The 9,585-nt window shown below is 35.4% G+C and carries 12 protein-coding genes; 4 read left to right on the top strand and 8 right to left on the bottom strand.

Annotated elements, in window-relative coordinates:
• The first annotated feature begins 516 nt into the window (after positions 1 to 516).
• From Hs30E_RS09490 to Hs30E_RS09500, 3 genes are all read left to right on the top strand, one after another.
• Positions 517 to 1,374, top strand: a complete 858-nt coding sequence (locus tag Hs30E_RS09490; RefSeq protein WP_172209714.1) for a replication initiation protein — start codon at positions 517 to 519, stop codon at positions 1,372 to 1,374.
• 88 nt (positions 1,375 to 1,462) lie between these two features.
• Positions 1,463 to 1,696: a hypothetical protein gene (locus Hs30E_RS09495; RefSeq protein ID WP_172209715.1), complete on the top strand. Its 234-nt coding sequence runs from the start codon at positions 1,463 to 1,465 to the stop codon at positions 1,694 to 1,696.
• A 51-nt stretch (positions 1,697 to 1,747) separates the two neighbouring features.
• On the top strand, positions 1,748 to 1,993 hold the full coding sequence (locus Hs30E_RS09500) for a hypothetical protein (RefSeq protein ID WP_172209716.1): 246 nt from the start codon (positions 1,748 to 1,750) through the stop codon (positions 1,991 to 1,993).
• A 773-nt stretch (positions 1,994 to 2,766) separates the two neighbouring features.
• Here Hs30E_RS09500 and Hs30E_RS09505 read toward each other — a convergent pair.
• The 8 genes from Hs30E_RS09505 to Hs30E_RS09540 all read right to left on the bottom strand — a co-directional run bounded on the left by Hs30E_RS09505 (position 2,767) and on the right by Hs30E_RS09540 (position 7,289).
• A complete protein-coding gene (locus Hs30E_RS09505; protein WP_172209717.1) occupies positions 2,767 to 3,066 on the bottom strand; it encodes a hypothetical protein in 300 nt (99 codons plus the stop codon).
• Positions 3,067 to 3,091: 25 nt separating this feature from the next.
• Complete coding sequence (locus Hs30E_RS09510) at positions 3,092 to 3,406, bottom strand: hypothetical protein (protein ID WP_172209718.1); 315 nt, start codon at positions 3,404 to 3,406, stop codon at positions 3,092 to 3,094.
• Positions 3,407 to 3,410: 4 nt separating this feature from the next.
• Positions 3,411 to 5,024 carry a lipase family protein gene (locus Hs30E_RS09515; RefSeq protein WP_172209719.1) on the bottom strand — a complete coding sequence of 538 codons (1,614 nt, stop codon included), beginning with the start codon at positions 5,022 to 5,024 and terminating at the stop codon, positions 3,411 to 3,413.
• A gap of 1 nt (position 5,025) precedes the next feature.
• Positions 5,026 to 5,391 carry a hypothetical protein gene (locus tag Hs30E_RS09520; protein WP_172209720.1) on the bottom strand — a complete coding sequence of 122 codons (366 nt, stop codon included), beginning with the start codon at positions 5,389 to 5,391 and terminating at the stop codon, positions 5,026 to 5,028.
• A gap of 87 nt (positions 5,392 to 5,478) precedes the next feature.
• Positions 5,479 to 5,988 carry a hypothetical protein gene (locus Hs30E_RS09525; protein WP_172209721.1) on the bottom strand — a complete coding sequence of 170 codons (510 nt, stop codon included), beginning with the start codon at positions 5,986 to 5,988 and terminating at the stop codon, positions 5,479 to 5,481.
• On the bottom strand, positions 5,981 to 6,346 hold the full coding sequence (locus Hs30E_RS09530; protein ID WP_228462042.1) for a hypothetical protein: 366 nt from the start codon (positions 6,344 to 6,346) through the stop codon (positions 5,981 to 5,983). Before Hs30E_RS09530 ends, Hs30E_RS09525 begins: the two co-directional genes overlap by 8 nt.
• Before the next feature lie 168 nt (positions 6,347 to 6,514).
• Positions 6,515 to 6,931 carry a hypothetical protein gene (locus Hs30E_RS09535; protein WP_228462043.1) on the bottom strand — a complete coding sequence of 139 codons (417 nt, stop codon included), beginning with the start codon at positions 6,929 to 6,931 and terminating at the stop codon, positions 6,515 to 6,517.
• The gene (locus tag Hs30E_RS09540) at positions 6,924 to 7,289 is read right to left on the bottom strand and encodes a hypothetical protein (RefSeq protein ID WP_172209723.1); all 366 of its coding nucleotides are present in this window, start codon (positions 7,287 to 7,289) and stop codon (positions 6,924 to 6,926) included. The genes Hs30E_RS09535 and Hs30E_RS09540 overlap by 8 nt, the downstream gene beginning before the upstream one ends.
• 518 nt (positions 7,290 to 7,807) lie before the next feature.
• Here Hs30E_RS09540 and Hs30E_RS09545 point away from each other — a divergent pair.
• Positions 7,808 to 9,055, top strand: a complete 1,248-nt coding sequence (locus Hs30E_RS09545) for a plasmid recombination protein (protein ID WP_172209724.1) — start codon at positions 7,808 to 7,810, stop codon at positions 9,053 to 9,055.
• Positions 9,056 to 9,585: the final 530 nt, after the last annotated feature.

Consider the following 9,585-nt stretch of genomic DNA (forward strand, 5'->3'; position numbering starts at 1 on the left):
GAAAGGCTCAGATTGCATTTTAGATTCAAGATGAACTTTTACCCATGTTTATCTTTACAAACGATTCTGAGCTAATCTGAGAGCTCTCAGGGTGTTCCTGGTTTGTCTTTTAACATGGATTCGGTCACTTTATTTTGCGTTTGATGTCAAAGGTGGCGAACAAGCACGTGAATACCACGTTCCTGTTCCTTTTCAGCCCTCTTTTGAACTTGGGGGAATTTTCTCGAAGAGAAAAGGGGGCTTGCCCCGTAAAATGCCCCTTGAAATTTCGTCAGAAATTTACCTTTTTTTCTTTTGATTTTGGAGTGAAAATCTAGTCAAAATTTTAGGTGGATACTCTTTTATTAATCTTTTATAAATCTTTTTAAGTTCTTTTAGGGGTCTGGGGACGGTTGGTATGACTGGGGTTAGGACACCTTTAAAGGGGCAAAATGGGGGGATAAAGGGGCGTAAATATACTTGACTTATATAATCTTTTTTTATATAATATTAAGAGACTAAAGAGAGGTATGACTTATGAAAGAAGTGACACGCTACAAAAATGAGATGAACACCCTATCCATTGGCAAATGGACAGCGGAAGAAATGAATTTCTTGTTCGCAATATTGACACAAGTTCGAGACGAGGGGACAAAAGAACTCAAATTCGACACATATACCCTGCGTGAATACGTTAATTTCGACCCTAAGAAGCCTGAACGTTGGAACAAGGCTATGGTGACAGTCGCTAACAAAGTAGGGCAATTAGTTTATAGAAATATCGAAGATAACGTTTTTCGAGTATTACCGCTATTTCAAGAGCTTGCTGTCGATATGACTGAGCATACTGTGACTGTTCAAGTGTCTGAAAAAATGGAGTATATTCTGAACCGCCTAAATATCGACACGAAAGAGTGGACGCAGTTTGACTTCTTAGAATTCGCAACCCTAAAATCTGTTTACTCAAAATCTGTTTACCGTTTTTTAAAACAATTTCGCAGGACAGGCTTTTGGAAAGTGACTATTGAAGATTTCAGATTGCTTTTAGCCATTCCAAAGTCTTATAGCCCTAGCGACATCGATAAAAGAGTATTAAAACCAGTCATGAACGAATTGCCAGCTATTTTTAAGGGCTTAAAAGTCCACAAAATCAAGTCACGCAGACGTGGCAATCAGTTGCTTGGGTTTGAGTTTACTTTCCAACAGAAACAAACAGGCACCTACATCGAAAACAAGTACGATAATCAAAATAAAAAGCAAACACCTGAGTGGTCTGACCCAAATTATAAAAATCAAACCACTGAGGAAGAAATTAAAAACCTTGAACAAATAAAAAAACAAGCTATTAAAAAAATGAACTTTGAAAACGAAGAACAAACAAGTTTTGATATTTAAAGTTCAGTTCTCTGGAACAACGAGCGACAAAACTATTACGTGAAATGATTGGTCAAAGTCGAAAAAATAACAAAAACAGGTGCAAGTTTTGTTAGGTGCAAAATTTGCACCTGTTCATTTTGTCAAAACTCTATGTACTTTTGACGCTTTTGGTGCAAGTTTTGCACTAAACACTGTTTTGGTGCAAGTTTTGAACCAAAATAGGCGGAAAACTGGTGCAAAACTTGCACTTTTAGACCAATTTCTGTCCCCCCTAGAAATCAAACCGCTCTGCGGTTTACCCCTATTTTGGGGTCAGATTCCCCTTATGCTCATAACGTAAATCAAGAAATTTAGCTGAAATTGGTATAGATTTGTTCAGAAAGGATAACACATGATTAACCTAGTAAAAAAATATTTTGACGATGATTTAAGTAATTTAGAAAACCCTATACTCACAGAAATTCCGCAATTTCAAAATGGACTGAGCATTAAACAAACTGGTAGCGACATGGAAATATTTCTTTATCAAAAACCATTTTCAGAAATTTTGGTTAAAGTCATCTATGATGAAAATCATGATGAATTATACCGAGATTGCTTAGTATACGAAAATGACGGTTGGACAATTTTACCATGACAAAAAAGATATTTAATACTTAAACGTTTTGGGTACTCCAATTCGGACTACGCAAAACGTAAAGTCCATTGCCTATTGACTTTTTCGGACTTTACGTTTTGCATTCTCTGAAATGTAAGGTAAATTTCTGACGAAATTTCCAGGGGCATTTTACGGGGCAAGCCTCCCTTTTTCCCAAGTTCAAAAGAGGGCTAAAAATGGACAGGAACCGTGGTATTCACGTTCTTGTTCGCCACCTTTGACATCAAACGCAAAATAAAATGACCGAATCCATGTTAAAAGACAAACCAGGAACACACTGAGAGCTCTCAGATTAGCTCAGAATCGTTTGTAAAGATAAACATGGGTAAAAGTTCATCTTGAATCTAAAATGCAATCTGAGCCTTTCTAGGGGGTATTTAAAGTTTTTTGTAAATCTTTTTAAAATTCGTCAAGAAATCAAGAAAGCTAAACTAGCTTGCCCGCTTTTTTTGACATAGATTTTGAAATCGTGGTATAATGAGTTTAGCGAAACATAGTAATTTGCAATTTACAACACAAAGACCCTAGAGACGGCGAATCTCTAGGGTCTTTTTTTGCACTAGCTGCGACGACTAGCGTGTGGGTTTATTTGATAGGCACGCCTTTAATCGTCATCATGCCCGTTAAACCAACGAGCAACCATCATCGAAATAAATTCAACGATAAGACCAGTTAAAACAGGGATGACAATCAACATAGTAATTTATTTTGCCATTTACAACAATATCTTTCTCCGCAATCAGAATATTTTTTTACCATTCCATCTTTTGATTAAAGTCGCGTCGTTCTTCATCACGAGCTACTTCAAGTTCTTCTTCTTTCTTTTTCAAGACTCTATCATACTCGTTAAATTTTTCTTCAAATTGAAAACTTAAATTTCTTGGGACACCATCAGGTAGATTTTGATAGAAACTAGAAACATAATCAACTAACTGGCTTGTTTTCTGGTTAGCTTCTCTTCGATAATCGTTTATGATTTGTTCTGCTTCATTAAAAAGACGTATATTGTTATCATGAGCATCCTCAAATTGTTGGCGTTCGTAATTGTCCATCATCATTTCCTCTAAACATTATCCTTCATTTCATTGGACTTTTCAAGTCTGGTTGAAAACTGCTTGTTTTCAACCTCTCTTCTGCTGCAACAGCAGATTGACCCGATAGCCCTTCTTTAAAGTTGGAGACAATAGTTTGACTTGCAAAATTGACCATCTCGGTTTTCTTTTCACTCAGGCTTTGAGATAAACTTGTACCTTGAGCTGTTATTTCTATTCTTTTTGCCATAAGAATAGCTGCGATAGCAATCCTTTCTTGCGTTTTCATCGTTTCTATTAATTGATTATTCATAAAATCTATATCTAAAAACGGATTTCCTAGCGTATTTTCATATAACATTTTCCTACCCCCAGTTCACTTTTGTCTCGTTCATCAAATCGTTAAATCCTGAAGCACCCTGTGCATCTACTTCTTGAATGTTTTGAGCGATTTTTAGCAAAGTTGTAGAAAATTGTTCTATCTCTGTTTGATATTTTTGAGTTGCCTTATTCGTTTCTTCTTCAATACCAACATTCCAAAAATGGGACAAATCAAAATCCGCTAATAGCTCCCCAACTTCCCAATAATTTAAATACTGAACAACATTATTCACTGCTTGTTGCGTATTAACAATATCTTTTTGAACTTTTTCTTTAGCAGTTGTTAATTTCTCTTTGACATCGGTCGTAAATTTCTCAGACTTTATGACAGCATCCTGTGCAACCATTTGTAATAGCTCTGCTCGAAGTTCTATTTTTTGAGCTCCTGTCGCTGAACGAATACGATTTTGATACTCAGGCATATGGTCTTCATTCCATTCCTCAGCTTTTTCTTTAGCTACTTTGATAATATATTTATAAGACTTATCAAACTCATCATAGATAGCCTTAGCTTGTGCTGCTGTCAATCCAAGTGCAATCAAACCGACAATACCACCTGAAAGTGCTGAAACAAGCAATGTAGTTGAAATTCCCACCGCAAGCGTTCCTACCTTAGCGATAGTATTTTGAATTAGATTTGCCAAATTAGTTCCTGCTTCTAACATTTCGGGATGAAAATCTTTCGTTGCGACTAACGGTTTCCCTTGAGCATCTATCTGGAATTCACCAAAATCATGACTACTATTTTTGCTTTCAAAAGTTGTATTAAAATTTAGCGGTACAATAACATATACTGTACCAAACTGTTCTTCATAAGGTGCTGTCCGATTCAACATACTTACAATATCAAATGGATTTACATAGTAGGTAACTTTTTTCCCACTTTCTTTGATTTCTTTATCTGTCAGTCCCATATTTTTTAAACTCTGTGTCACATCTGGCCCATCAAATAGCACCACTTCCCCTATCGTTTCAAAAGCTTTTGGATCATCTTGATAAAGTTTGGCGACTGCTTGTGCTGCAATCATCGTACCAAGTGAATGACCTGTGACATTGAGTTTGGCGTTCGGCGCTTGTTCATTTATCTCTTTTATTTTTGATACCAAAGCCTGATTGGCAAGTTTGGCTTGGGGGATATAGGAGTTGGTCAGAGCGAAATTGGCATCATTACCTATCCAGTCGTTTAGCGTGTCAAGCCCTATAGCATCACTCCCTCGAATAGCCAAATAGGTTTGTTTCGTCTCTTTATTAAGTTTTGGCGTATCTGTCACAAAATAAGCATTAAAACCAGCCTCAGAATCTGTCAATAATCCTTTTTGTTTCTCGCCAGTGATATGAGTTTGAGTTTCATAACCACCATTCATTTTAGGAACTTGGGTAGTCATTGTTTTATCTGTGACTTTTAGTGTTGGGTCGGGTTGGAGGTAGACGATGCCACCTTCTTTAAAATCAAAAGGAGCACTTTCTTTGTTGTTAAATGCTTCTTTTTGTTCATCATTCCATTTTGTGGAACTGTAGGGGAATTGTATGGGACGGTCCTTATAAGCAGCTTGAGCTAAATCTGCATAAATATTGGAGTTGTTATTTAAATTAGTCATTTTATTTCACCTCGAAATAATCATAGTTAGCATTTATTGTGTACATATCCTTAATGACATCAGGCTTGCTTATATTATCCGGTTCTACTGCAAAACCAAAAGCATTAATTTTTACATTTTTACTATCAAAAATATTAATCCTCAAGGAAAGAATATTCTCTCCGCCCTGTGGAGTTCCATTCCCAACAACTTCTGATTCAACTGAATCCCAATCGAATTGCACACTTTTAACTTTCGGATTTTGTGCTTTAACATAATCTGTCATCTCTTGTTCATGCTTTTTTAGATAAGCAATATAGTCTGCCTTTGTAGGTTTAGTAAAGTCTTTGATTAGAAAAATATCAAATGGTGTTTTCATTTGTGTCATGATTATTCCTCCTGTAAATATAATTAATATGACTGATATGCCAATCATGATTTTATTTCGTCTTTTCATACACTCAGCCTCAGTTTTCTAACAATTTTTTAGGATAGGAATGGTCAGAGTGAAATTGGCATCATTACCTATCCAGTCGTTTAACGTGTCAAGTCCTATAGAATCACTCCCTCGAATAGCCAAATAGGTTTGTTTCGTCTCTTTATTAAGTTTTGGCGTATCCGTCACAAAATAAGCATTAAAACCAGCCTCAGAATCTGTCAATAATCCTTTTTGTTTCTCGCCAGTGATATGAGTTTGAGTTTCATAACCACCATTCATTTTAGGAACTTGGATAGTCATTGTTTTATCTGTGATTTTTAGTGTTGGGTCGGGTTGGAGATAGACGATGCCATCGTTTGGAAGATTCGTGCCACCTTGAGTAAAACTAGTTTCTCCGCTATTAGTCTTGTAGATGGTGTCTTGAGAGTAGTCATACAACTGTTCTTTTTTATTATTACTTTTAATTGGAAAATTAAGTGGTCGTTTATTATATGCTGATTCGGCTAAATTAGCATATATATTATTAAAGCTTCCTAGATTACTCATAATACTTTGCTCCCCCGTCTATTCTTAATGGTTGTGATAAATACATTGCACTTATTTTAGGAAAAGATTTTTCATCTTTTAACTGCCAAGTCATGGTTAAACTAGAATCTTCAATATTATTAAATTTTCCTGATATATCTAAATAAACTCCAGCTCCTTGTGGCGTTCCGTTACCTGCCACACCTACGTCCACACTATCCCAGTCCCATTGCACGCTTTCGACTTTCGGATTTTCAGATTTGACATAATCTGTCATTTCTTGTTCATGCTTTTTCAAATAAGCAATTTGTTCTTCTTTTGTTGGCGTTGTATAGTCTTTGGTTAAAAAAATATCAAATGGTGTTTTCATTTGTGTCATGATAATGCCTCCTATAAATATAATTGATACTGATACACCAATAATAATTTTATTTCGTCTTTTCATACGCTCAGCCTCTGTTTTCTACTAATTTTTAGGATAGGAATGGTCAGAGTGAAGTTGGCATCATTACCTATCCAGTCGTTTAGCGTGTCAAGCCCTATAGCATCACTCCCTCGAATAGCCAAATAGGTTTGTTTCGTCTCCTTTATTAAGTTTTGGCGTATCTGTCACAAAATAAGCATTAAAACCAGCCTCAGAATCTGTCAATAATCCTTTTTGTTTCTCGCCAGTGATATGAGTTTGAGTTTCATAACCACCATTCATTTTAGGAACTTGGGTAGTCATTGTTTTATCTGTAATTTTTAGTGTTGGGTCGGGTTGGAGATAGACGATGCCATCGTTTGGAAGGTTGGTGCCACCGCTTACTTGAACTTCTCCTTTTTTATTCAATGCATCCTCTGAATAATTAAAAGGAGTTTCTGTTTCTTTTTTTGCATAAGGTGGAAAATTTTTAGGTCGGTTATTATAGGCTGATTCAGCTAAATTAGCGTAAATATTGTTAAAATTTTCTAGATTACTCATATAATTTAGTTCCTCCTTCTATTCTAAAATCTTGCATTTGATAAAAATTATTCATATCCGGAAAAGATTTTTCATTTTTTAATTCAAAACCTATAGTAAAGCTAGAATCTTTCATCTCATTGAATCGCCCTTCAATAGTTAACATCCAGCCTCCACCTTGAGGAGTTCCATTCCCAATTTGTCCAACATCAACAGTATCCCATTGCCATTGGATAGATTTGATTTTAGGGTTCCACCCTTCAACTCCCTTTGTCATTTCTTGCTCATGCTTTTTTAAATAATTGATTTGTTCTTCTTTTGTTGGTTTGGTATAATCTTTAGTTAAAAAAATATCAAACGGTGTTTTCATTTGTGTCATGATAATGCCTCCCATAAATATAATTGATACTGATACACCAATAATAATTTTATTTCGTCTTTTCATACGCTCAGCCTCAGTTTTCTACCAATTTTTAGGATAGGAATGGTTTAGGAACAAGTCTACTATTTTATTTAAATGATTTTTCTATTGCATATATTATAGCGCCATTTTAAAACATTTGTCAAAGATTAAAATTTTTGATAAGTAGATATATCATTCGAAAGTGATAATGTCCTATTAAAGAGTTTTGAATTGACAAAAAAATCGGAAATTTTTTCAGTTCTTTAGAATAATTTTGCAACGCAGGCATGTAAAATTTTAAGCGGAGAGTTTGAGAGGTAAGACCTCTCATTTGGCAAATTTATTTGCCAAGCCCACGGCAGGTGTCGGCAGAAAGCCCCCGTACTTTCGAACACAACGTGTCAAAAGTACATAAGCGTTACTTTTGTCAAAAGTAACAAAACTTTGTGCTATAATAAAGCTAGATTATCTTAATTTAAGCGAGGTCAAAATTTATGCTTGAAGTATCAGTTTCATTCCGAACATCTGGAAAATCGACAAGTATTTCTCACAATAATCGAGAAATTTCTGACGAGAAAAAATACGATGAATTTCATAATCACATCGATTGGACGAAAACTTCTGAGAATATTTTGCTTGTCAAAAAATCAATTCGAGAAGTGTACAAAGAAAATTTTTCGGTTGCGCTTGAAAATTATAATTCAAAACAAAAACGTAGCGATAGAAAAATTGATGATTATTATCTCAAAGTTAAAAACGATGGTTCGTTAGATTTGCAACGAGAATTTATTATTCAGTTCGGCGATAAAAATTTTGTAGAAAATTCTACAAACGCTCGAGAAATCTTTGCGCAAAAATTAGTTGAGTACGAAAAATGGTTTGAAAAAGAATTTCCTGATTTGAAAGTTTATAATGCTGTGGTTCATATGGACGAGGCAACGCCACATTTGCATTTGAATGTGGTTCCTGTTGCTGACGGCTATAAACAGGGAATGTCACAACGTCCATCTTTTTCAAAATGGTTGAAGAACAACGATTTAGATTTCACTGAATTTTGCCAGGTGCAAACTGAAAAACTTGAAGATTTTTTAAAACAAGTTGGTGCTGAAAGAAAAAAAGTTGGTAGTCATGATTATGTTAAACCTAATGAATATCGAAAAATGATGAGAGAGGCTGAGAACGTCCTAGAGCGTGCGAAAGAGCAAGCAGATGAAATTATAGCTAAAACACGTTCAGAAGCTCTTAAAATCGATTCTGAGGCATCTGAGGTGCAAAATCAGCTAAATACCTCTAAAAATATTTTGGAACGCTTAGAAAGCAAAATAGAGCCTCTCAGAAACGAAACAGAGATTTTAGATTTAAAACTTCAAAAATCAAAACTTGAACTCGAACTATTTGAAACGACACCAGAAAAATTTTTAAAAACTGAACCTAATTTAAAATTATTTCAAGTTGCAGACATAATCAATAAAGCTTCAAGCAGTTTTACAGGTCTGAAAGGAATTACGTTAGATGCCTTGAAAAAAATTCGAGATGTCGTAAAGCAATTGTTTGATACTGTTGAGTTGCAAAGAAAATATATTCGTCATTTGGAAATTGAGAACAAAAAATTAAAAGACCCAGAACGTTATTTGTCTCTTGATGAACGGATTAAAAGAGCTGAAAAACAACAAAAAGAACTGTCTGGCAAAAGTGTAAATCTTGATTTTAGCCAAAATAAAAACAAGGGGCTCTATCGTTGACTTGCTGTAATTAGACGAGCAGGCGCCTGCTCGGTTAGGGCGATAGCCCTAACAACCCGATAATTTTGACAAAAAACTTGGAAAAATGCTATAATAACTATGCACTAGAGTATGCTAAATAACACCAAAGCACCCCATCGGGCAAGATGGGGTGCTTTTTTTACGTTCCTTTCGGATTAACGGGTAGGCTCGCTGTCGTTTTTGTCACGGTCAAACCATTTGCAAATGTAGTGGGCAACTACTTCTGCCAAAACCGAGACAACGAATTCTGCTAGAGTATGCAAGGATAACACCTCCCTCCTAGCTGATGTCTAGGGGACAGCTATTTAATTATAGCACAGAAAAAGTTAGATTTGAGAGAGTGTAAACGTTACTTTTGACAAACTCTTTATTTTTTTACATCCCCCTAGAAAGGCTCAGATTGCATTTTAGATTCAAGATGAACTTTTACCCATGTTTATCTTTACAAACGATTCTGAGCTAATCTGAGAGCTCTCAGGGTGTTCCTGGTTTGTCTTTTAACATGGATT

The organism is Pseudolactococcus hodotermopsidis (assembly GCF_011170085.1).
GTDB classification, from domain to species: domain Bacteria; phylum Bacillota; class Bacilli; order Lactobacillales; family Streptococcaceae; genus Pseudolactococcus; species Pseudolactococcus hodotermopsidis.

Coding starts and splice junctions, on each gene's coding strand:
- Hs30E_RS09530 (WP_228462042.1), bottom strand. CDS start 6,346: ATGACACAAATGAAAACACCATTTGATATTTTTTTAACCAAAGACTAT.
- Hs30E_RS09515 (WP_172209719.1), bottom strand. CDS start 5,024: ATGACTAATTTAAATAACAACTCCAATATTTATGCAGATTTAGCTCAA.
- Hs30E_RS09535 (WP_228462043.1), bottom strand. CDS start 6,931: ATGAGTAATCTAGAAAATTTTAACAATATTTACGCTAATTTAGCTGAA.
- Hs30E_RS09525 (WP_172209721.1), bottom strand. CDS start 5,988: ATGAGTAATCTAGGAAGCTTTAATAATATATATGCTAATTTAGCCGAA.
- Hs30E_RS09500 (WP_172209716.1), top strand. CDS start 1,748: ATGATTAACCTAGTAAAAAAATATTTTGACGATGATTTAAGTAATTTA.
- Hs30E_RS09520 (WP_172209720.1), bottom strand. CDS start 5,391: ATGACACAAATGAAAACACCATTTGATATTTTTCTAATCAAAGACTTT.
- Hs30E_RS09505 (WP_172209717.1), bottom strand. CDS start 3,066: ATGGACAATTACGAACGCCAACAATTTGAGGATGCTCATGATAACAAT.
- Hs30E_RS09490 (WP_172209714.1), top strand. CDS start 517: ATGAAAGAAGTGACACGCTACAAAAATGAGATGAACACCCTATCCATT.
- Hs30E_RS09545 (WP_172209724.1), top strand. CDS start 7,808: ATGCTTGAAGTATCAGTTTCATTCCGAACATCTGGAAAATCGACAAGT.
- Hs30E_RS09540 (WP_172209723.1), bottom strand. CDS start 7,289: ATGACACAAATGAAAACACCGTTTGATATTTTTTTAACTAAAGATTAT.
- Hs30E_RS09510 (WP_172209718.1), bottom strand. CDS start 3,406: ATGTTATATGAAAATACGCTAGGAAATCCGTTTTTAGATATAGATTTT.